18 protein-coding genes are annotated in these 18928 nt (G+C 71.8%); 9 read left to right on the plus strand and 9 right to left on the minus strand.

Features of this window, described 5'->3' with window-relative positions:
- Positions 1-4: 4 nt before the first annotated feature.
- On the minus strand, positions 5-745 hold the full coding sequence (flgF, locus tag AAHG09_RS04415; protein WP_342105649.1) for a flagellar basal-body rod protein FlgF: 741 nt from the start codon (positions 743-745) through the stop codon (positions 5-7).
- Between the two features lie 253 nt (positions 746-998).
- Here flgF and fliL point away from each other — a divergent pair, with 253 nt between their 5' ends.
- From fliL to AAHG09_RS04440, 5 genes are all read left to right on the plus strand, one after another.
- Positions 999-1568 (plus strand): flagellar basal body-associated protein FliL, encoded by a 570-nt coding sequence (gene fliL, locus AAHG09_RS04420; RefSeq protein ID WP_342105650.1) that lies wholly within the window; start codon positions 999-1001, stop codon positions 1566-1568.
- Between the two features lie 34 nt (positions 1569-1602).
- Positions 1603-2820 (plus strand): flagellar motor switch protein FliM, encoded by a 1218-nt coding sequence (gene fliM, locus AAHG09_RS04425; RefSeq protein WP_342106197.1) that lies wholly within the window; start codon positions 1603-1605, stop codon positions 2818-2820.
- A gap of 17 nt (positions 2821-2837) precedes the next feature.
- On the plus strand, positions 2838-3365 hold the full coding sequence (locus tag AAHG09_RS04430; protein ID WP_342105651.1) for a DUF6468 domain-containing protein: 528 nt from the start codon (positions 2838-2840) through the stop codon (positions 3363-3365).
- Positions 3362-4231 carry a MotE family protein gene (locus AAHG09_RS04435; RefSeq protein ID WP_412759985.1) on the plus strand — a complete coding sequence of 290 codons (870 nt, stop codon included), beginning with the start codon at positions 3362-3364 and terminating at the stop codon, positions 4229-4231. Before AAHG09_RS04430 ends, AAHG09_RS04435 begins: the two co-directional genes overlap by 4 nt.
- Positions 4232-4362: 131 nt before the next feature.
- Positions 4363-4962: a cysteine hydrolase family protein gene (locus AAHG09_RS04440; RefSeq protein ID WP_342105652.1), complete on the plus strand. Its 600-nt coding sequence runs from the start codon at positions 4363-4365 to the stop codon at positions 4960-4962.
- 31 nt (positions 4963-4993) lie between these two features.
- Here the strand turns inward: AAHG09_RS04440 and AAHG09_RS04445 are convergent, their stop codons facing one another.
- From AAHG09_RS04445 to AAHG09_RS04460, 4 genes are read right to left on the minus strand one after another with little or no spacing between them, the layout of a single operon-like run.
- Positions 4994-6280 (minus strand): leucine-rich repeat-containing protein kinase family protein, encoded by a 1287-nt coding sequence (locus tag AAHG09_RS04445; protein ID WP_342105653.1) that lies wholly within the window; start codon positions 6278-6280, stop codon positions 4994-4996.
- 3 nt (positions 6281-6283) lie between these two features.
- Positions 6284-6475 carry a DUF1192 domain-containing protein gene (locus tag AAHG09_RS04450; protein WP_342105654.1) on the minus strand — a complete coding sequence of 64 codons (192 nt, stop codon included), beginning with the start codon at positions 6473-6475 and terminating at the stop codon, positions 6284-6286.
- Positions 6476-6483: 8 nt separating this feature from the next.
- Positions 6484-7704, minus strand: coding sequence for a phosphopentomutase (locus AAHG09_RS04455; RefSeq protein WP_342105655.1), 1221 nt, complete (start codon positions 7702-7704; stop codon positions 6484-6486).
- Between the two features lie 2 nt (positions 7705-7706).
- Positions 7707-9344: an ABC transporter ATP-binding protein gene (locus AAHG09_RS04460; RefSeq protein ID WP_412759986.1), complete on the minus strand. Its 1638-nt coding sequence runs from the start codon at positions 9342-9344 to the stop codon at positions 7707-7709.
- Positions 9345-9437: 93 nt separating this feature from the next.
- Between AAHG09_RS04460 and AAHG09_RS04465 the strand changes: the two genes are divergently transcribed.
- From AAHG09_RS04465 to AAHG09_RS04480, 4 genes are all read left to right on the plus strand, one after another.
- Positions 9438-10817: a CoA transferase gene (locus AAHG09_RS04465; protein ID WP_342105657.1), complete on the plus strand. Its 1380-nt coding sequence runs from the start codon at positions 9438-9440 to the stop codon at positions 10815-10817.
- 248 nt (positions 10818-11065) lie between these two features.
- Positions 11066-12013, plus strand: coding sequence for a lytic transglycosylase domain-containing protein (locus AAHG09_RS04470; protein ID WP_412759987.1), 948 nt, complete (start codon positions 11066-11068; stop codon positions 12011-12013).
- An 83-nt stretch (positions 12014-12096) separates the two neighbouring features.
- A complete protein-coding gene (locus AAHG09_RS04475; RefSeq protein ID WP_342105658.1) occupies positions 12097-12999 on the plus strand; it encodes an alpha/beta hydrolase in 903 nt (300 codons plus the stop codon).
- A 325-nt stretch (positions 13000-13324) separates the two neighbouring features.
- Positions 13325-14650: an O-antigen ligase family protein gene (locus AAHG09_RS04480; protein ID WP_342105659.1), complete on the plus strand. Its 1326-nt coding sequence runs from the start codon at positions 13325-13327 to the stop codon at positions 14648-14650.
- Between the two features lie 50 nt (positions 14651-14700).
- Here the strand turns inward: AAHG09_RS04480 and AAHG09_RS04485 are convergent, their stop codons facing one another.
- From AAHG09_RS04485 to AAHG09_RS04500, 4 genes are all read right to left on the minus strand, one after another.
- Entirely contained in the window at positions 14701-15834 is a 1134-nt protein-coding gene (locus tag AAHG09_RS04485) for a carboxylate-amine ligase (RefSeq protein ID WP_342105661.1), read from the minus strand.
- 204 nt (positions 15835-16038) lie between these two features.
- On the minus strand, positions 16039-16476 hold the full coding sequence (locus AAHG09_RS04490; RefSeq protein WP_342105663.1) for an acyl-CoA thioesterase: 438 nt from the start codon (positions 16474-16476) through the stop codon (positions 16039-16041).
- A gap of 57 nt (positions 16477-16533) precedes the next feature.
- Positions 16534-18252: a pyrroloquinoline quinone-dependent dehydrogenase gene (locus AAHG09_RS04495; protein WP_342106202.1), complete on the minus strand. Its 1719-nt coding sequence runs from the start codon at positions 18250-18252 to the stop codon at positions 16534-16536.
- A 113-nt stretch (positions 18253-18365) separates the two neighbouring features.
- Positions 18366-18893, minus strand: a complete 528-nt coding sequence (locus AAHG09_RS04500; RefSeq protein WP_342105665.1) for an ankyrin repeat domain-containing protein — start codon at positions 18891-18893, stop codon at positions 18366-18368.
- Between the last annotated feature and the right edge of the window lie 35 nt (positions 18894-18928).

Below are 18928 nucleotides of genomic sequence, written 5' to 3' on the forward strand. Positions count from 1 at the left end.
CCCCTTATGCGACGTTGGCGAGGCGGCTGATCGCCGAGCCCCGCAGATCGTCGAGGCGCGAGATCATGCTCGACACCATCGTGTAGGTGCGGTTGACGTCCATTAGCCGGGTCATCTCGATCACCGGCCGGACGTTGGAGCGCTCCAGTGCCCCGGATTCGAGACGCCCTTCGAGTCCGGCCGGGCGACCGGCCTCCTGCGCGGCGTAGAGGTTGCCGCCCTCATTGGTGAGCGCCTGCGGGTTGTCGAAGGTGACGAGCTTGATCCGGCCGCGGATGCCGAGATTGGTCGAGACCGTGCCGTCGGTGCCGATGGCGAGCCCGGTCTCCTGCGCGTTGATCGTGATCGGGCCGCCGTCGCCCGCCACGGGGTAGCCGTCGCTGGTCACCAGGGTGCCCTGCGGATTGATCTCGAAGGCGCCGTTGCGGGTGTAGCGCTCGCCCTGCGGCGTCTGCACCGCGATGAAAGCCGCGCCCTTGATGGCGACGTTGAGCGGGTTGCCGGTCTGCTCGATCGGGCCCTGGCCGAGGTCGAGGGTGGTGCCCTGATCGATCACGTAGGACAGGCGCCGATCCGGACGCGCGAAGGAATCCGCGCTCGCCACCGGCATCAGGTATTCCTGGAAGCGGCTGCTGCGGGCCTTGAACCCGTTGGTCGAGACGTTCGCCATGTTGTTGGCGATCACGTCCAGCTCGCGCTGGAGCGCCATCTGGCTCGACACGCCGATGAAGAGGGCATTCTGCATCGTGAACTCTGGGACTCGCCGCCGCGGTGACGGCAACGATCCATTCAGCATGCGCCGTGCCACCGGTATCGAGGCCGTTTTTGCGAGCAATTTGAGTGACTTGAGCGAGGACCCGTTTGCCCTGTCGGGCGGTCGCGGATGCGCCGCGGCAAACCTCGCCCGGCAGGAATTGCCGGCTTAACGGCGCGTTAACCGTGATGCTTCGATATCGGGGCGTACCCGAACGCGGATATCGGCGAGAGAGCATTATTCCATGGCCAAGACGCCCAAGAAGGCCTCTGCCGAGGAGGGCGACGCCGGAGCCGACGCCGCCCCGAAGGGCAAGAAGAAGCTCATGATCATCGTGGCCGCCGCGATCCTGGTGCTCGGCGGCGGCGGGGGCGCCTTCCTGATGCTGGGGCGTGGCGGCGGCCACGGCGACAGCGCGGAGGCCGCAGCCGATTCTCATGGCGGCGGGCACGGCGGCGGGCATGGCGGCGGCGGCGACAAGGCCGGCCCGGACGGCAAGAAGCCGGTGGTGTTCGTCGATGTCCGCGAGATGCTGCTGAATCTCAGCCCGGACCTGCCGCAGGACAAGGCCAAGTACGCCAAGGTCCGGCTCACCCTCGAACTGAAGGACGCCAAGGTCGAGGACGAGGTGAAGCCGCTCATGCCGCGCGTCGAGGACGCCCTGCAGGTCTACATGCGCGAGCTGCGCCCCAGCGACCTCACCGGCTCGGTGGGTCTGTTCCGGCTGCGCGAGGAGCTGCTGCGCCGGGTCAACATCGCCCTCTATCCGGCCCGGGTCGAGGCCGTGCTGTTCAAGGACGTGATCGTCCAGTGAGCCTGTCCCATCCCGTCACTGTTCCGGCGCGCGCCTGATGGATCCCGAGGACGAACTCCCCGAAGACGACTGGTCCGCGGCCCTGCTGGAGCAGGGCGCCGAGGGCGGCGATTCCTCGCTGGCCGAGGAATGGGGCGCGGCGCTCGCCGAGCAGGGGACCACGCGCAACGCGGGTGACGTCGCCGCCGAATGGGCGACGATGATCGAGGACGGGGAGAGCGACAACCTCCCCGAACTCGCCGGCAACGACCGGGTGCTGAACCAGGACGAGATCGACGGCGTCCTCGGCTTCTCCATGCGCGAGCTCTCGGCCTCGGGGGCCGGGGGCGTGCAGGCCATCGTCGATTCGGGCGTCGTCCAGTACGAACGCCTGCCGATGCTGGAGATCGTCTTCGACCGGATGATCCGGTTGCTGTCGACCTCCCTGCGCAACCTGTTCCAGGACAACGTCGAGGTGACCCTCGACAACATCACCTCGGTGCGCTTCGGCGATTACCTGAACGCGATCCCGCTGCCGACCTTGCTGGGCGTGTTCCGGGCCGAGCAATGGGAGAATTCCGGCCTCGTCACGGTCGATTCCAACCTCGCCTACGCGACCTTCGACCTGCTGCTCGGCGGCAAGCGCGGCGGCACGTCGAGCCGCCTCGACGGGCGCCCGTTCACCGCCATCGAGATGACGCTGGTGCGCCGCCTCGTGGAGATCGTGCTGGGCGATCTGGAGATGTCGTTCCAGCCGCTCTCGCCGGTGAGCTTCGGGATCGACCGGATCGAGACCAACCCGCGCTTCGCCACGATCACCCGTCCGGGCAACGCCGCGATCCTGATCAGCCTGCGCCTCGACGTCGACGGGCGCGGCGGCATGCTGCAGATCCTGTTCCCCTACGCGACGATCGAGCCGATCCGGGAACTGCTCACCCAGAGCTTCATGGGCGAGAAGCTCGGCCGCGACCACGTCTGGGAGGGCCATCTCGCCACCGAGATCTGGCAGGCCGACGTGACCATGGAGGCAGTGCTGCACGAGATGATGCTGCCGCTCAAGCAGGTCATGGGCCTGAAGGTCGGCGAGACGCTGATGTTCGACGCCAAGCCCTCGGACCTGATCACCGTGCGCTGCGGCGACTGGGCGCTGACGCAGGGGCGGATCGGCCGGGTCGACGGCCACATCGCCGTGCAGGTCACTAGGCCGCTGCGCCGCTCGCGCACGACGATCCAGGCCTACGAGGCCTCCATGAACAACCGGTCGGACAATTAGCGCGTGAGGGTTCCGGCATGAGTCTCTTCGTCACCCTCGCGGCCGACATCCTGGTGGCGGTCCTGCTGGCGGCCACCATCGTCACCTCCCTGCGGCTGTCGCGCCGGATCGGCCAGATGAAGGGCGATGAGGCGGCGCTCAGGCAGACGATCGGCGACCTGATGGTGGCCACCGGCACCGCCGAGCGGGCCATCGCGGGCCTGCGCGCCGCGATCGACGAGTCCGACCGCACCCTCAACGCCCGCCTGGAAGCCGCCAGCGTCCGCACCGCCGAACTGACCGAGCAGGTCGAGGCCGGCGAGACGGTGGTGGCCCGGATCGGCGCCATCGTGGCGCAGATGCGCGCGGTGCCGGCCCGCGTCGAGCCGACCCGGGTCGAACCCGCCCGGGTCGAGCCGGCGCCCGTCGCAGCGTCGGCGCCCGAGCCGGCGCGGCCTCGGCCCGAGCCCGCGAGCCCGAACGGGGAGCGCCTCGGGGCTGCCGCCGCGGCGGCGCTCGCCATGAGCGAGCGCGCCTTGGCCCGCGTCCGGGCCCGCGCCGCGTGACCGGCGTCAAGGCCCCGAAGATCCCGCCGCCGAAGCCGGATCCCGAGGAGAAGCTGCGCCGCGCCGGCGCGGCTTTGCGCAGCGCGCGTCCCAAGCCGGTGCGGCAGAAGCGGCTGCGCCTCGTCGACGCCGTGGCCCTGGCGGCCGGCGGGCTCCTCGTGCTCAAGCTGCTGAGCCTCCTGCAGGCCGGCCTTCCGGAGAGCGGCGCGCTGCCGGATTTCGGGCGGGCGGTGGCCCGGGCCCGCACCGGCTTCGACATCCCCGACCCCGTCACCACCGGATCGGTCGGCGCCAAGGAGGAAAAGTCCGCGTCTGCGGAGCCGCCGGCCGGGAAGGCGCCCGAAAAGCCCCCGGAGGCTCCGCCGGCCGCGCAAGGGGAGCAATCGCCGCCGACCGAGCGCCTGCTCCTCGAGAAGCTCGGCGCCCGGCGCGACGCCCTGCGCCAGAAGAACGAGGAGCTGGATCTGCGCGAGAAGATGCTCGGCGAGGCCGAGCGGAAGCTCGAAACCGGGCTCGGCGACCTCAAGAAGGCCGAGGACAAGGTCGAGACGGTCGCCAAGGCGAAGGAGGAGGCCGAGAAGCAGGGGCTCAAGAACATCGTCACGATGTACGAGGCGATGAAGCCGAAGGACGCCGCCCGGGTGTTCGACCGGCTCGGCCACGAGGTGCTGGTGCCGATCGTGCTGGCCATGAACCCGCGCAAGATGGCCGAGGTCCTGGCGGTGATGCAGCCCGAGACCGCCGAGCGCCTGACGGTGGCGCTGGCCAACCGCGCCCGCGGCGCGGGCGGCGCGCAGGCCCAGGCCGGCGCGGGCCTCCCGGCGAACGAGCTTCCGGCGATCGATCCGGGGGTGCCGGGGCGGTAAGGCGACGCGATACGCCGGCCGGGCGCGCAATACACCTTTGGCGGGTGGTGCCGATCCATCGGCGCGGTGTAGCATCCGGCGCGAACGCAAGGGTCGCCGCCGTTCCCGAGCGGCGCCCGGGGAGACGCCGAATGTCCGAACTCGCAACCCTGCGCGGCCTCTCGGGCCTCAGCCCGGAGCCGGCCGGCCTGAAGGGCTCGGCGCTCGTGCTCATCGACCTGCAGCAGACCTATCGCGAGGGCGTCATGCGCCTCGACGGCGTCGAGCCTGCGATCCGCGAGGCGGCGGATCTGCTGGCCCGGGCGCGGCAGGCCGGCATCCCGGTCTTCCATATTCGCCACGATGCCGGGCCCGGCTCGCCCTACGACGTCACCGCGCCGATCGGCCAGATCAGCCCCGAGGTGGCGCCCCAGGGCGACGAGCCGGTGATCACCAAGGCCTATCCGAGCTCCTTCGTGGGCACCGACCTCCAGGCGCGGCTGGAGGTGGCGGGCGTGAAGGACGTCGTGCTGGCGGGCTTCATGACGCATATGTGCGTGAACTCGACCGCCCGCAGCGCCTTCAACCTCGGCTTCCGTCCGACCGTCGTGGCCTCCACGACCGCGACGCGGGACCTGCCCGGACCGGACGGCGCGGTGGTGCCCGCCGCCCAGCTCCAGGCCGCAAGCCTCGCCGCGCTGAGCGACCTGTTCGCCGTGGTGGCGCGCCGGCAGGCCGACATCCCGGACTGAGGCGCCTGCACGGTCGCGACGGCGGCTGAACTCAGGCCGTCATCCGCCCCAGCGCGGCGGCCACCTCCGCCAGGGCCGGCCGCCGGGCCGGGTCGGGCTGCATGCAGGCTTGCTCCAGGGATCGCAGCTCGGCGGGCGGCGTATCGCAACGGTCGATCAACTCGCCGAGCAGGATCCCGACGGCTCGGACCTCGATCCGCGCCAGCGCCGCGCCGTCCGGCCCCCCCGGCAGGGCCGAGGCGGCGCCGAAATCGCTGAGCACGGCCGCGCCGGTCCCGGCCTCCCAGAGCGTGTTGTGCGCGTAGACGTCGCCGTGGATCAGGCTGCGCCCGTGCAGGTGCGCCACCGCCTCCGTCACCGATCGCGCGATCCGCAGGGTTCGCGCCGGATCGAGCCGGAAATCCGGGGCGTAGATGTCCCGGCTGCAGCTCGCGAGGCTCGGCGGCCCGGCGAGCACGCGCCAGTCCGGCGGCAAGAGCCGGAGCAGCAGCCCTTCGGCGCCATCGGGATGGCCGTCGAGCCGACCGAGCGCCCCGGTCAGCGCCGGATGCGTGCCGGCGGCGAGGCAGGCTTCCATCTCGCGCGCCGGCAGGCCGTCGCTGGTCATCGCGCCCTTGAATAGCTTTAGCGCCACGGCCTGCCCGCGCCAGACCGCCCGGTGGACCCGGCCCGAGGCCCCCTCCCCGAGCAGGTCGCCGACCTCGAGCTCGGCCCACGGCACCCGCGCCGCCGGAGCCGGTTCCGTCGCGGGCTCGGCGGGATTGCCCGCATAGGCGATCCAGGCGAGGCGCGGCAGGTGCGTCAGCCACCCCGGAAGGGTGTCGATGCGGTTGCAGGCGAGCCGGATCAGTTCGAGGTTGCCGGCCGCCGACAGGCTGTCGGGCAGGGCCGCGATCCGATTGCCGGCCAGCATCAGCTTCTGCAGCAGCGGCCGCTCCCCGAGGGCTGCCGGTAGGGTCTCGATCCGGTTGTCGGTGAGCGTCAGCCAGCGCAGGTCGCGCGGCAGCGAGTCCGCCGACACCGCTTCGATGCCGCAGCCGCGGAAGCCGAGCTGACTCAAGCTTGGGCAGTCACCCAGCACCGGCGGCAGGCGCGGGAACGGATTGCCCGAGGCGAACAGCACCCGCAGATGGCGCAGCCGGCCGAGATCCGCCGGCAGGTCTGTCAGGCGGCCCCGGCCGAGGTCCAGAACCTCCAGCGTGTCGGCGAGCGCAAAAACCTCCCGGGGAACCTCGGCCAGCCCGTCGGGCAGACGCAATTCCCGGGCGCCGGCGAGGTCGCCGCGCCGCAGGGCCGCCAGCGTGTCGGTCCGGTCCAAGCCTCAGCTCCGCTTGAAGAAGGCGTCGGCCGCCCCCTGCGCCGCCTGCTTGGCGGCCCGCGCCGCCTCGATCCGGGCGATCTCCGCCCGCAGGAGCGCGATCCGCTCGTCGAGGTCCGCAAGCGACAGGGTATCGAGCGGCTGGCCGATCTCGTGCGCGACGGCCTTGCGCGGCCGGTCGTCGTCGTCCCGCATAGGTCCTCCTACAGGAAGGGGTGTCCGGCGCCGTCCCAGGGCAGGCCCAGATGGGCCGCCACAGTGGCGCCGAGATCCGCAAAACTGTCCCGCCGGCCGATGGAGCGGCCGGCGACACCGGGGCCGAAGGCCAGGACCGGGACCTGCTCGCGGGTATGGTCGGTCCCGGTCCAGGTCGGGTCGTTGCCGTGGTCGGCGGTGACGAGCGCGAGGTCGCCGGGGCGGAGCGCCGCCCGGATCTCCGGAACCCGGGCATCGAACGTTTCGAGCTCGGCGGCGTAGCCCGGCACGTCCCGGCGGTGGCCGTACTCGGTGTCGAAATCCACGAGGTTGACGAAGATAAGGCCGCCGTCCGGCAGATCCTTCAGGGCGTCGAGCCCCGCCTGGAGGCAGGCGGCGTTCGGGCCCGGCTTGATCTCGCGCCCCGTGGCCCGGTGGGCGAAGATGTCGCCGATCTTGCCGACGCTCACAATGCTGCGGCCCGCCGCCTCGGCACGGTCGAGCAGGGTGCGGCCGGGGGGCTCGACCGCGAAGTCCTTGCGGTTGCTCGTGCGGCGGAAGCCCGCCTCCGCCGAGCCCGCGAAGGGTCGGGCGATCACCCGGCAGACCCGGTAGGGATCGCACAGGCGCCGCGCGATGCGGCAGAGGTCGTAGAGCCGCTCCAGGCCGAACGCGTCCTCGTGGGCGGCGATCTGGAACACGCTGTCGGCCGAGGTGTAGCAGATCGGCTCACCCGTTCGGATGTGCTCGGCCCCGAGTTCGTCGATGATGGCGACGCCGTTCGCTTGGCGATCCCCGAGGATCCCTGGCAGGCTACCTTCGGCGATGAGGGCCTGCGTGAGTTCGGGCGGGAAGGCCGGCCGCGTCTCGGGGAAGTGGCCCCAGGGCTGCGACAGGGGCAGGCCGGTGATTTCCCAGTGGCCCGACGGCGTGTCCTTGCCGGCGGCGCGCTCCACGGCGTGGCCGTAGGTCCCCTCCGGCTCGCCCGCGGGCGCGAGACCGGGCGGGATCCGGCCCGAGGCGCCGGCCGCCGCCAGCCCCAGGCCGAGGGCGGCGAGGTGCGGCAGGCGCAACGGTCCGGCGCGCAGGCCCGCCCGGTCACCGCGCCCGGTCGCGCAATGCTCCGCGATGTGCCCGAGGGTGTCGGAGCCGGCATCGCCGTAGGCTTCGGCATCCGGTGCCCCGCCGATGCCGACGGAATCGAGGACGATGAGCAGCGCGCGCGGCACGGTCAGGCGGGCTCCAGCTCGGCCGCGGCGTCGCTGTCGAGGGCGAAAGCCGCTTTGAACAGGGCGCGGGTGTAGGCCGTCTGCGGATCGGAGAAGATCGTCTCGGCCGGGCCTTCCTCGACCACCCGGCCGTTCTGCATCACCATCACGTAGTTGGCGAGCGCCCGAACCACCTTCAGGTCGTGGCTGATGAACAGGTAGGCCAGCCCGCGCTCCCGCTGGAGGTCGCGCAGCAGGGTCACGATCTGCGCCTGGACCGAGCGGTCGAGCGCCGAGGTCGGCTCGTCGAGCACGACGAAGCGCGGGTTCAGCACGATGGCCCGGGCGATGGCGATCCGCTGGCGCTGGCCGCCGGAGAATTCGTGCGGGTAGCGGTCCATCGCGGCGGGATCGAGCCCGACATCGGCGAGTGCTTTGGAAACCACGGCCCGGCGCTCGGCCCGGGAGCGCACGGCGCCCTGCACCACCAGCCCCTCGGCCACGATGTCGGCCACCGACATGCGCGGCGACAGCGAGCCGTAGGGATCCTGGAAGACCACCTGCATGTCCTTCCGCAGGGGCCGCATCTGCGCCACGCCGAAGCCGTCGATCGCCTTGCCGAGGAACACGATCGGCCCCTCGGAGGCCGTCAACCGAAGGAGGGCGAGGCCGAGCGTCGTCTTGCCGGAGCCGGATTCGCCGACGACCCCCACGGTCTCCCCGGCGCGGACCCGGAGCGAGACCCCATCCACCGCCTTCACGTGGCCGACGACCCGCCGGAGCAGGCCCGCCTTCAGGGGGAACCAGACCTTCAGCGGTCCAGCCTCGAGCAGAGGCGCGGCATCGGGCGGGATCGGGTTGGCGCGGCCCTTCGGCTCCGAGGCGATCAGGCGGCGTGTGTATTCGTGCTGCGGGTTCGCGAAGACCGCCCGGGTCTCTCCGGCCTCCACGATCTTGCCTTTCAGCATCACGCAGACCCGGTCGGCGATCCGCTCGACGATGCCGAGATCGTGGGTGATGAACAGCATCGCCATGCCGAGCCGCTTCTGCAGGTCGGCGAGCAGCGCCAGGATCTGCGCCTGGACGGTGACGTCGAGCGCCGTGGTCGGCTCGTCGGCGACCAGCAGGTCCGGCTCGCAGGCGAGCGCCATGGCGATCATCACCCGCTGGCGCTGGCCGCCGGAGAGCTCGTGCGGATAGGCGCCCATGCGGCTCTCCGCGTCGCGCAGGCCCACGAGGCTGAGGAGTTCGAGGATCCGGCGCTTGGCCGCCTTGCCGGTCAGCCCGCGATGGAGGCCCAGCACCTCGCCGATCTGCCGCTCGATCGTGTGGAGCGGGTTCAGCGAGGTCATGGGTTCCTGGAACACCATGGTGATGTCGGCGCCGCGCACGTCGCGCATGGCGCGTTCGGGCAGGCCCGCGAGGTCGCGACCCTTGAACAGGATCCGCCCCTCCTGGTGCGCGGCCCCGTCGAGGAGCCGCAGGATCGCGAGCGCCGTCACCGACTTGCCCGATCCCGATTCGCCGACCAGCGCCACGGTCTCGCCGCGCCGGATGGTGAAGCCGATACGATCGACCGCCCGGGTCTCGCTCTCCCGCGAGCGGAAGGCGACCGACAGGTCCTCGACGGCGAGGAGCGGCTGGGATTCATCCACCATCATGCGGCTCCTTATAGCGCGCCCGGCCGGCGGCCCTAGTCTATCCTGCTGCGACGAAGCTCCGCCCGAGGTCGGCGGACTGCACGGGAGATCGGCATGACCGCTGGCGCCCACGCCTTCGCAGCCCGGATCTGGCAGGCGCTCGACGGGCCGCACGACGCGCTCGCCCATCTGCAGATCACCGGCACCGGCGCCCTGCCCTCCGCCTTCGCGGTCAGCGACCTCGCGGCCGGCTCGGTCGGGGCGGCCGCGCTGGCACTCGCCGAGGTCGCGGGGTTGGCGGGCCCCGTCACCGTGGACCGGCGGCTCGCGTCGTTCTGGTTCGCTTGGTCGCTGCGGCCCGAAGGGTGGCGCATGCCCGATCCCTGGGATCCGGTCGCAGGCGATTACGAGACCCGGGACGGTTGGATCCGCCTGCACACCAACGCCCCGCACCACCGGGCGGCGGCCGAGCGCGTGCTCGGGCCGCAGATCGATCGCGCCGGCATGGCGCGGGCCGTGTCGGGCTGGGCCAAGGGTGAGCTGGAGGAAGCGATCCTGGCCGAGGGCGGCTGCGCGGCCGAGATGCGCGGGCTCGCCGATTGGGCGGCGCATCCGCAGGGCCGCGCGGTGGCGGCCGAGCCGCTGGTCCATGTCGGTCCGAGCGGCGGCGGGACGGGCTCGGGCTGGGCCCCCCGGCCCGGGCGACCGCTCGCCGGCCTGCGGGTGCTCGACCTGACGCGGGTGCTCGCCGGGCCGGTGGCGACGCGGTTCCTCGCGGGCTTCGGCGCGGATGTGCTGCGGATCGACCCGCCCGACTGGAACGAGGCCCCGATCGAGCCGGAGGTGACCCTCGGCAAGACCTGCGCCCGGCTCGACCTGCGCCAAGACGCCGACCGGGCGACGTTCGAGGCGCTGCTCGCGGGGGCCGACGTGCTGGTCCACGGCTATCGGCCCGGGGCCCTGGACGGGCTCGGATACGGTGCGCAGGCCCGGCGGGCCCTGGCGCCGGGGCTCGTCGAGGTCTGCCTCGATGCCTATGGCTGGACCGGCCCCTGGGCCGGACGACGCGGCTTCGACAGCCTCGTGCAGATGAGCACCGGCATCGCGCAGGCCGGTCAGGTGAGGCAGCAGGCCGCCAAGCCGGTGCCCCTGCCGGTCCAGGCCCTCGATCACGCCACCGGCTACATGATGGCGGCCGCGGTCCTGCGGCTGCTGGCGCGCCGGCTCAGCGACGGGGCCGGCGGCGCGGCGCGGCTCTCCCTCGCGCGCACGGCGGCCCTGCTGGTCGAGGCCGGTCCCGCTGAGCCCGAACCGCCCTGCCCGGCCGCCGGGCCGGAGGATCTCGCGCCCGTCATCGAGGCGACCGCGTGGGGACCGGCCCGGCGGTTGCAGGCGCCGGTGGAGGTGGCGGATGCTCCGATGCGCTGGTCGCGGGCGGCCCGCCGTCTGGGCGAGGACGCCCCGGCCTGGGCGGCCGACGGCGCGGGACCATGACGGAGCCGCCGCGCGGCGCTCTTCGTGCTGAGTCCGGGACGCATTCCGCCGGCGCTGCATGCGCCCAGGACAGGGTTGGCCCGATCCTTCACCGCACCCTTTCCGGGACGGGTGAAGCGAAGCGGAACCCGATCCGGGATCCGGCACAGGAACACGCCGCGTCAGCGACTCGACGGGGCCACATCATCGAGCACCGTGCGGCAACCAGGATCAATGGATCCGCAACCGAAGGTCGCTACAACGCCGGTGTGAACAGCTCACGCCTGCGCCGCGCCGCGCTCCTCATCCTCCTGCTCGTCGCGGCGCGTCCGGCCCTGGCCGTCCCGTCCGAGGGGGCGACCGAGACCGTGGAGCAGGCGCTCTGCCGCCTGATCGACGAATCCGCCAAGGCCCGGAACCTGCCCATCCCGTTCCTGACGCGCCTGATCTGGCGCGAGAGCAGTTTCCGCGTCGGCGTGGTGAGCCCGGCGGGCGCGCAGGGCGTCGCGCAGTTCATGCCCGGCACCGCGCGGGAGCGCGGGCTCCTCGACCCGTTCGACCCCGAGCAGGCGATCCCGCACGCCGCCCATCTGCTAGCCGATCTGAAGAACCAGTTCGGCAATCTCGGCCTCGCGGCGGCGGCCTATAACGGCGGCGCCGGCCGGGTGAGCAAGTGGCTCGCGGGCGATGGCGGGTTGCCCGAGGAAACCCGCGCCTACGTGGCCGCCATCACGGGCCGGCCGGCCGAGGACTGGCGGACCGGCCCCGCCAAGGCGATCGAGTTTCCGGAGGGCGGTGCGCCCGCCAAGTCCGAGGTGAAGGACGCCAAAGAGGCAAAGGACGCCAAGGAGGCGAAGCCGGACGCCAAGCCGACGCCGCCGCAGACCTGCCTTCAGGTCACCGCCAGCCTGCGCATCCCGTCCCGCGGCGATCGCTTCGCATTGGGTCCGAACGAGGGGCCGGCCGCGCCCTGGGGCATCCAGCTCGCGGGCAATTTCTCCAAGTCCCTGGCGCTCCAGAGCTTCAACCGCGCGCGCAGCGCCTATGCGGGGGTGATCGGCGAGGTGCGGCCGATGATCATCGGCACGCGCCTGCGCAACCGCGGCACCCGGGCGTTCTACCGGATCCGCATCCCGGCCCAGAGCCGGCAGGCCGCCGACGACCTGTGCGGCCGCATCCGGAAGGTCGGCGGCGCCTGCATCGTGCTGCGGACCTGATTTTTCGCGCTTTGCCGCGCCGCCGTCATCAATCCGCCCCGAGAGCGGTGCCGTATGGCCCGGTCGCGATAACCGGATGGGATATGACACGACTCCTCACCGCGCTGGCCAGCCTCCTGTGCCTCGGGCTCGCGGCCTTCGGCTTCAGCGCGGCCTCGCCGCTGGCGCTGTTCGACGCGATCGGCCCGCGCGACCCCGGCGGACGCCTCGCCGCGAAGGATCAGCCCTTCGGCGAAGGCCCCCGGCACCGCCTCGATGTCTACGTGCCCACGGCGGGGGCCGAGAATGCGCCGGTGCTGGTGTTCTTCTACGGCGGCTCCTGGCAGAGCGGCGCGAAGGACGATTACGCCTTCGTCGGCCACGCGCTCGCCGCGCAGGGCTTCGTCACGGTGCTGCCGGATTACCGGCTCTATCCGGAGACCGCTTTCCCGGGCTTCCTGGAGGACGGGGCGGCGGCGCTCGCCTGGGTGCGCGACAACATCGCGGCCTACGGTGGCGACCCGCGCCGGATCGTCCTGGCCGGCCATTCCGCCGGCGCCTACAACGCCCTGATGCTCGGTCTCGACCCGCGCTACGTCACGGCGGCCGGGGTCGATCCCAAGGTGATCAAGGCGGTGGCCGGCCTGTCCGGCCCCTACGACTTCCTGCCGCTCGATCAGGACACCACGATCAAGGTGTTCGGCAAGGCGCCCGATCTGGCGGCGACCCAGCCGGGGACCTTCGTGGGTCCGCTCTCGCCCCCCGCCTTCCTGGCGACCGGCGACGCCGATACCGTCGTGAAGCCCCGGCACACGGTGAGCCTCGCCGCGAAGCTGCGGGCCGAGCACGTGCCCGTGCAGGAGCGGCTCTATCCCGGCCTCGACCACAAGGACACGCTGCTCGCTCTGTCGGTGACCTTCCGCTCAAAGGCTCCGGAACTCGCCGAGATGGCCTCCTTCCTGATGCGCCAGTCCGCCGGCCGCTCGCAGTACACGATGCGGCGCTGAGCGCAGCAGGCCTTCGTCAAGGTTATCGCGCGATCGTTGGGTGTGACGTTTGATTTGCCATCGCGCGGACCGTGCATCGGTCTAGGATAAGTCTGCGGCTGACCACGCCGTCCCTAACGAGGCGACCAACGTCTAACCCACCCCCCTCATCCTGAGGTGCTGGAGCGCAGCGGAGGCCTCGAAGGAGATCCCCAGGGAGCGCGCGGCCAACTGGAGCTCTCCTTCGAGGCCCGCTGACGCGGGCACCTCAGGATGAGGGGAATGGGTGGGATCACCCGGCCGCTTGGTGGGACCGCGCGGGTCGCAGGCTCGGCGGTGGAACGACATGGCTTCTGCAGACGCGGCGATCGGCATCCCGGCTGACGGACGGCAGCACGCCCGCGCGGGCCGCGACGTGCCGGACGTCGTGCGCGTGCTCCTCAACGGGGCGGTCTTCGTCCTCCTCTGGAACCACGTCTGGCTGAAGGACCTGTCCGACCGGTCGATCCTGGCGGCCTCCGAGGATGGCAGCCTGCTGACACAGGTGCTGTTCCTCGCGGCCGGCACCGCCATGGCGCTGGCGATCCGCCGGATTGGCATCCGGCACCTGCAGCCGCTGATGACCCGGCCGCTCCTGCTCTGCGCAATCTGGCTCGGCCTGACGACGCTGCTCTCGATCGAGCCCAGCCTGTCGCTGCGCCGGCTGGCGCTGTTCGGGATCGCCGCGATGCTCTCCGCCGGCGTGCTGATCGTCGCCCGCTCCCCGCGGCAGCTGGCGCTCAGCCTCGCCGGGGCGGCCCTGGTGATCGTGCTCGCCTCCTATCTGGCGGTGGCCTTCGTGCCGAACCTCGCCATCCACTCGGCCTTCGACGTCAATTCCGATCCGAGTCATCCGGGCCTCTGGCGCGGGATCTTCCCGCAGAAGAACGAGGCCGGGGCCGCCATGGTGATCCTGGTGATCATCGGCCTCTACGTCGCCACCGCCGCCAACCGGTTCCTCGGCTGGGCCATCGTGCTGCTGGCGTCCGGGTTTCTGCTCGCGAGCGGCTCCAAGACCGCGATCCTGCTGCTGCCGGTGATCCTCGGCGTGACGGGGCTCTGCCAGGTGCTGACCGGCGGCTTCGCCCGGCGCCTGCTCTTGCTCGGCCCGGTGGTCGGGTTCTCGCTGATCTCGATCGGATCGGTGCTGATTCCGCCGATCCAGGAGGCGGTCGGGTCGCTGCTGACCGACGCGACCTTCACCGGCCGCAGCGAGATCTGGCAATTCGCCATCGACAACATCCTGATCCGCCCCTGGCGGGGCTGGGGGATCGGCGCCTTCTGGATGACCGAGCGGACCATGTATGCCGGCTCCGAGGAGCTGACCTGGGTCAACACCGTCGACCACGCCCATAACGCCTATCTCGACACGGCGCTGATCGGCGGCCTGCCGTTCCTGGTGCTGACCGTGGTGGCCTTCGTGCTGGCGCCGGTCCGCGACCTGCAGCGCGTGGCCGGCGGCGCCCGGCTCGACGCGGAGACGATGCTGTTTTTGCGCCTCTGGTTCCTCGGGCTGGTCTCGGCCTCGTTCGAGACGGTGCTGTGGAACGGCAACAACGCGACCTGCTGCATGTTCATGATGGTGGTGTTCGGCCTGCGCCTGCGGACGCGCTACGCCCTCGCGGCGGGCTGAGGGGAACAGCCGAATCTAACGCGATCCGCTCGCCTCCCTCGGTCGGTCCCTCAGCCCACGGGCGCCGTCTCCCGGGCGAGCCAATCGATGACCGCCTTCAACGCCGCGCCCTCGCTGGCGCCGCCATCGCGGGCGGTCGCGTAGGCCGCGAGCTGGCCGGCCGCGCTCGATCCGTTTCGGGCGATCACCGCGGCGTGCGCCATCTGCGCCGTGCAGCCGAGCGCGGCCGCGTCCTCGGCGATCAGGTCGAGCAAGGCATCCAGGGCGTCGGTCACGGGAACGGCGCGCCCGGCCGTCTCGTCGATCAGCGACGCGCCCGTGCCGTCGCGCTCGGCCCGCCACAGGTTCTCCATCACGAACCCCCGCGATGCGCCGGTCAGGCCGGCATGGATCTCCGGGCGCCGGTCGAGCAGACGGACGAGGCAGCGGTAGAGCTGGGCGATGGTCAGGCTGTCGTCCAGCCGCGTGCAGCTGTCGGCGACGCGCAGCTCCAGGGTCGGGTATCGGATCGACGGACGGATGTGCCACCAGAAATACGTCGGATCGGGCACGGCGCCGGCCGCGGTCATGATCCGGACATAGCGGGCGTAATCGGCCTCGTCGTCGAACAGCTCGGGGAGCCCGGTGCGGGGCAGCTCGGCGTAGGCCCGCAACCGGTAGCCGTGCAGGCCGGTGCGCCGGCGATCGTAGAACGGCGAGGAGGTCGAGAGGGCGAGCAGCAGCGGCAGGAACGGGTAGATCCGCCGCATGATATCCACCCGCTTCTCCGGGCGCGGCACCTCGACATGGACGTGCAGGCCGGCGACCACGGAGCGGCGCCCGGTGATCTGGAGGTCGTCCATCATCCCGCGGTAGCGCGGTTTGTCGGTCTCCTTCTGCACCGCCCAGACGGCGGTGGGGTGCGTCCCGGCGGCGAACAGCTTGAGCCCGTGCGCGCGGGCGGTCGCCTGGAGCTTGTCGCGCAGATCGCCCAGCGCCGCGCGCGCCGCGTCGACGCTCGCCGTCGGCTCCGAACAGATCTCGACCTCATTCTCGAGGAGTTCCCGCTCGACCGAACCCAGGTGTTTCGCCGCGTCGTGGAAACCCTGGATCGACGCGCGCGGCGCGCCCCGCGAGCGGGCGCCAGCCAGGAAGAACTCCTCCTCGATGCCGAACTTGAAGTCGTGTCCCGACCGCTGCGCCATCGTGTGGTTCCGATCCCTGGACGTGCGGCCGCCGACCACGTGCGCCGCGGATCGGCACCGCTGCGACAGCCGGACTGACCGACATCATGCGCGATCCGGGCCAACGTGCGGAAGCGGCGATTGTTTTGGTTTTCGCCAAGCGCCGCCGCAGCCCACTCTGCAATCAGGCGGTCCCAGATCGGATGTGCATCGCCCGTGTCGTGATCAGTCCCCGGCCGCCTCGGGCGGAACCAGCCGCGGGCGCCGGTCGTCGCCGATCGCCACGAAGGTGAAGGTCGCCTCCGTGACCTTCATGGTCGCCTCGCTCGCCCGCTCGCGCCGCCAGACCTCGACCTGGATGCGCAGGGACGAGCGCCCGACCTTCACCAGCCACGCGTAGAGGCTGACCTCGTCGCCCACGAAGACCGGGTGGTGGAAGGTGATCGCATCGACCGCGATGGTGGCGCAGCGCCCCCGGGCCCGCCGGGCCGCGACGTTGCCGGCCGCCAGATCCATCTGGGCCATCAGCCAGCCGCCGAAGATGTCGCCGGCCGGATTGGTGTCGGCCGGCATCGCGATGGTGCGGATCACCGGCGGTCCGCGATCGGTCGGCTGGGCTTCCGCCCGCCCGGTCCCGGCGTCCGCGCTCTGCGCCTCTGTCATGGTCCGGAAAGAGCCCCCGCCTCCGGCTGGAACCCTTCCCGTCAAGCTTGGCCATGGTCAATCGGGCAGCGCGAAGACCAGCAATGCGTCGCCGGTGCCGAAGCCCGACGCCTTGGTGTAGGAGGCGCCGCCCGCCGCCACCGCCACGTACTGCCGACCATCCAGCGCGTACGTCATGGCCGGCCCGCTGATCCCCGCGCCGCACTGGAAGCGCCAGAGCACCGCTCCGTCGCGCGCATCGTGGGCGTCGAGGTGGCCGTCCTCCTCGCCGGAGAAGACGAGGCCTCCGGCGGTCGCCAGCGTGCCGCCCGAGAGCCGGCTCGCCGCGCGGACCGACCACGCGATCGTGCCGCCGTTCGTCAGGTCGACGGCGGTCAGCGTGCTGAAGGACGGCTCGCCCTTCGCCTCACTGGTCTCGGTGTAGCGGATCTCCGGCCGTCCCGCGGCGGCCGGTACGGTCTTCACCGTGTAGGTCGTCGCCCCGTGGCGGACCTGCACGTAGGCGAGCCGCCCGTCGTACGCGGTCGGCGGCCACGAGACCGCCCCGAGGGGGCCCGGCGCCACCACCGTCCCCTGCGCGGTCGGCGGCGCGAACAGGTTCTTCTGGTCGAGGAGCGGCGCCGAGCGCTCCAGCAGCTTCCCGGTCGCGCGGTCGTGGACGTAGATCCAGCCGGTCTTGCTCGCCGAGGCCACCGCCTTGGTGCCGTTCGGGCCGTCGAGCAGGAAGGGCGGCGCGGCGACGTCGTAGCCCCACTCGTCGTGCGGCACCTGCTGGTAGTACCAGCGCAGCTGGCCGGTCTTCACGTCCAGCGCCACGAGGCACATCGTGTAGAGGTTGTCGCCCGGCCGCGAGAGGCCGAAATTCTGCGGCGCCGGGTTGCCGGTGCCGAGGAAGATCAGGCCGAGATCGGCATCGTAGGCCGGCGTCATCCAGAGCGAGCCGCCGCCGACCCGCCACGCATCGCGGTTGGCGGGCGCCGCCGCCTTCTCGGCCGGGATGTCCCGGTGAAGCGGCGTGCCGTCGGCGGTCTTGTCGACGAAACCGCCCTCCCAGCCCGCGGAGGGCGTGACGTACCAGCGCCAGCGCTCGGCGCCGGTCTTCGCGTCGTAGGCGGCGAGCCAGCCGCGCCGGCCGTAGCCGCCCTCGATCCCCACCACCGCGCCGCCGTCGAGGCCGCCCGCCGCGTCCTCGATATGGAGGCCGTAGCCCGCCCCGGTGACGCCGACGATCACCAGCCCGTCGGCGACCAGCGGCGGCATCTTGAAGCCGAGCCGGCTCGACCCCTGCACGGGCTTGCCGCCGAGGGTGGCTGCCAGCCCCGAGGCGGTCTCGGTCTCACCCTCCTCCGGGCGGACCGCCTCCTTGTCCCAGACGATCTTGCCGGTCTTGGCATCCAGGGCGATCAGCCGCCCGTCCATGGTCGCCTCGAAGACGAGACCGCCGGCGACCGCGAGCCCGCGGTTCGAGGGCGGGCCGAAGATCTTCTCCGTGCGCGGCTTGTGCGTGTAGGTCCAGAGCGGCTTGCCGGTCCCCGCGTCGAGGGCCGCGACGTTGTTCTGTGTGGTGGAGAGGTAGAGCGTCCCGTCCACCATCAGGGGCTGGGCCTGGAAGTAGCCGGTGATGCCGGTCTGGAAGAGCCACGCCGGACGCAGCCGCGCGACGTTGCTCCGGTCGATCTGGGCCAGCGCGGAAAAATTGCGGTTGCTGGAATCGTGGCCGAAGGCCGGCCAGGGGGTCTCGGCGGCGGATGCTATGCCGCATGACGCGATCTGCACGAGGCAGGCCAGTGCGGCAGTTTTCAGGGATCGCGGCAAGCTTCTACTCCCGGGTGGGGCGTCTGTCGCGCCCGTGCATGTCGGCTTAACGCTGCAACGCTCGGCAAAGTGCGTTAACACCGCCCCGCCCCGTCGAGCTGCCCCGGCGTCGCCTGCGCGCCCATGGCCCGGGCCATGTCGGCGGCGCTCTGGCCGGCGGCGTCGCGCCGGTTCGGGTCGGCCCCGTGCTGGAGCAGCAGGTCGACCATCTCGGTCCGGTCGAACATCGCGGCCGTCATGAGGGCGGTGCGGGAGCCGTCGCCGGTCCCGTCCACCGCGGCCCCGTGCTGGAGCAGCAGCCGCGCCATCGCGAGGTCGTTCTTGAAGGCCGCCCCGGCGAGGGGCGTCTGGCCGCGATCGTTGGCGAGTTCCGGGTCGCCGCCGGCCTCCAGGATCACCCGGGCCGCCTCGGCTTGCCCGTTATAGGCGGCGAGCATCAGCAGGCTGTCACCCTTGTCGTTGCGCAGGTTCGCCGGAAGCCCCTGGCCGAACAGCTCGGCCAACTCCTCCGCGTGGCCCATCCGGGCGTACTGGAACACGCGGGCCGCGAAGGCCAGGGTGTCGTCGTCGAGGGTGGGGCGCGCGTTCGGGTCTGAAGCCATCGGGAACTCGTCTCACAGCCGGATCTGATCGGTGT

The organism is Methylobacterium guangdongense, assembly GCF_038442355.1.
Classification (GTDB): Bacteria; Pseudomonadota; Alphaproteobacteria; order Rhizobiales; family Beijerinckiaceae; genus Methylobacterium; species Methylobacterium guangdongense.

Coding starts and splice junctions, on each gene's coding strand:
- AAHG09_RS04430 (WP_342105651.1), top strand. CDS start 2,838: ATGAGTCTCTTCGTCACCCTCGCGGCCGACATCCTGGTGGCGGTCCTG.
- AAHG09_RS04450 (WP_342105654.1), bottom strand. CDS start 6,475: ATGCGGGACGACGACGACCGGCCGCGCAAGGCCGTCGCGCACGAGATC.
- AAHG09_RS04485 (WP_342105661.1), bottom strand. CDS start 15,834: ATGGCGCAGCGGTCGGGACACGACTTCAAGTTCGGCATCGAGGAGGAG.
- AAHG09_RS04490 (WP_342105663.1), bottom strand. CDS start 16,476: ATGACAGAGGCGCAGAGCGCGGACGCCGGGACCGGGCGGGCGGAAGCC.
- AAHG09_RS04480 (WP_342105659.1), top strand. CDS start 13,325: ATGGCTTCTGCAGACGCGGCGATCGGCATCCCGGCTGACGGACGGCAG.
- flgF (WP_342105649.1), bottom strand. CDS start 745: ATGCAGAATGCCCTCTTCATCGGCGTGTCGAGCCAGATGGCGCTCCAG.
- fliL (WP_342105650.1), top strand. CDS start 999: ATGGCCAAGACGCCCAAGAAGGCCTCTGCCGAGGAGGGCGACGCCGGA.
- AAHG09_RS04440 (WP_342105652.1), top strand. CDS start 4,363: ATGTCCGAACTCGCAACCCTGCGCGGCCTCTCGGGCCTCAGCCCGGAG.
- AAHG09_RS04460 (WP_412759986.1), bottom strand. CDS start 9,344: ATGATGGTGGATGAATCCCAGCCGCTCCTCGCCGTCGAGGACCTGTCG.
- AAHG09_RS04475 (WP_342105658.1), top strand. CDS start 12,097: ATGACACGACTCCTCACCGCGCTGGCCAGCCTCCTGTGCCTCGGGCTC.
- AAHG09_RS04500 (WP_342105665.1), bottom strand. CDS start 18,893: ATGGCTTCAGACCCGAACGCGCGCCCCACCCTCGACGACGACACCCTG.
- AAHG09_RS04465 (WP_342105657.1), top strand. CDS start 9,438: ATGACCGCTGGCGCCCACGCCTTCGCAGCCCGGATCTGGCAGGCGCTC.